The sequence below is a fragment of the Mesorhizobium sp. genome (genome assembly GCF_004962925.1).
In the GTDB taxonomy this organism is placed as follows: Bacteria; Pseudomonadota; Alphaproteobacteria; order Rhizobiales; family Rhizobiaceae; genus Mesorhizobium.
This window is the reverse complement of sequence record NZ_SUEO01000190.1, coordinates 1508-2719: the sequence shown is the minus strand read 5'-3', so window position 1 is coordinate 2719 and position 1212 is coordinate 1508. Positions and strand designations below refer to the sequence as shown.

The 1212-nt window shown below is 58.3% G+C and carries 2 protein-coding genes; both read left to right on the top strand.

Going from position 1 to position 1212, the window contains the following annotated elements; all coding sequences use genetic code 11:
- A partial coding sequence (locus E5W87_RS27690; protein ID WP_292404856.1) for a hypothetical protein occupies positions 1 to 283 on the top strand: 283 nt, incomplete at its 5' end.
- Positions 284 to 840: 557 nt separating this feature from the next.
- Positions 841 to 1059, top strand: coding sequence for a KTSC domain-containing protein (locus E5W87_RS27685; protein WP_292404853.1), 219 nt, complete (start codon positions 841 to 843; stop codon positions 1057 to 1059).
- The last annotated feature ends 153 nt before the right edge of the window (positions 1060 to 1212 follow it).

Here is a 1212-nt window from a genome sequence, read left to right as displayed (position 1 = left end):
CATGATCGACAGCCGTCCGACGAACAAGAATAAGGATTCGATCGATCGAAAAACAATGTCAGCTTCAATTGATTCAAACGATAGTTTTTCTTGGTTGTTCCAGAAGGCGGATGACAATGACGTTGATGCGTCTGTGGATGCCCCCGTTTGGATGCAAGACAACCGACCTCGGGCGGGCTCAACGGCAACCTCGGAAGCCTGGCTCGGCCACGTGCTGCCTATTTTGCCGATGAGCATCCGAGCGACCGGATCGAAGAGCTGCTGCTGTGAAACGAGAGGCTAGTCCGTTCGCCGGTGCACGACGGACTTGTCGAGTGCCTGCACCTCGCCGCCGCCACCTCTGGTTTGAGGTGAGCTTGTCCACCTCGAGCACGTCCGAGACGCACGAGGGTCGAACAGATTCGCGAACGTGACCTGGTGATGCCACAGGAAATCCGGCAGATGCCGGCTTGTTGAAGTCCAGCGCCGATCTTCGGCGACAAGCTGCGCTTTCTCGAGACACAGCCATTCAAGTCCGCAGAGGCGTTTTCGCAGACGCACATGCCGGACGTGCCACCGATCGAATATCTCCCGGTACAGCCGGTTCCGGCTTTGACCGACGATTACACCGGGCAGGCCAGCCCGCCGAAGAGGTCGGTACCCCAACTACCGGGATGGCTGATTCCGAAAAGAGAATGTCATCACCATTCAACGGCGCTGAGGCGATGCCAACTATCGCTGCGACCGCGAAAGCGGAGGACGGGCTCTCCGCACCGAAACTTGGTGCCGTAGCGCGCTCACAAATCACCAGGAACGCGACGGCCTAACCGATCGTTGACTCCCTTTGATCGAGCCGCCGTCATGCCGTCTACCTCGATACGCAAAACGGAATACGATCCGGATAGCAGAATGCTCTCGGTGTGGTTCGTCGCCAGCGGCAAACGATACGAGTGTGAGGACGTGCCGCCGGAGACCTTCGCCGCGTTCAAGGCCGCCTTTGCCAAGGGCCGCTATTTCAACGAACATATCCGCAATCACTTCCGGTATCGGCAAGTTGCGTCCGGCGACGACCCGGACTGACGGTAGGCCAGTGAAACATAGGCAGGAAGTCGTTCCAATTCTATTCCTGCCCGACCTGCGGCCAGGCAGTCGTTCGGCGCGATCTTCGACAGGTCATTTGGCACAAACAACCTGGTCACCCTCGACTGGAGTTCGATTCATGAGAGCCGAGGC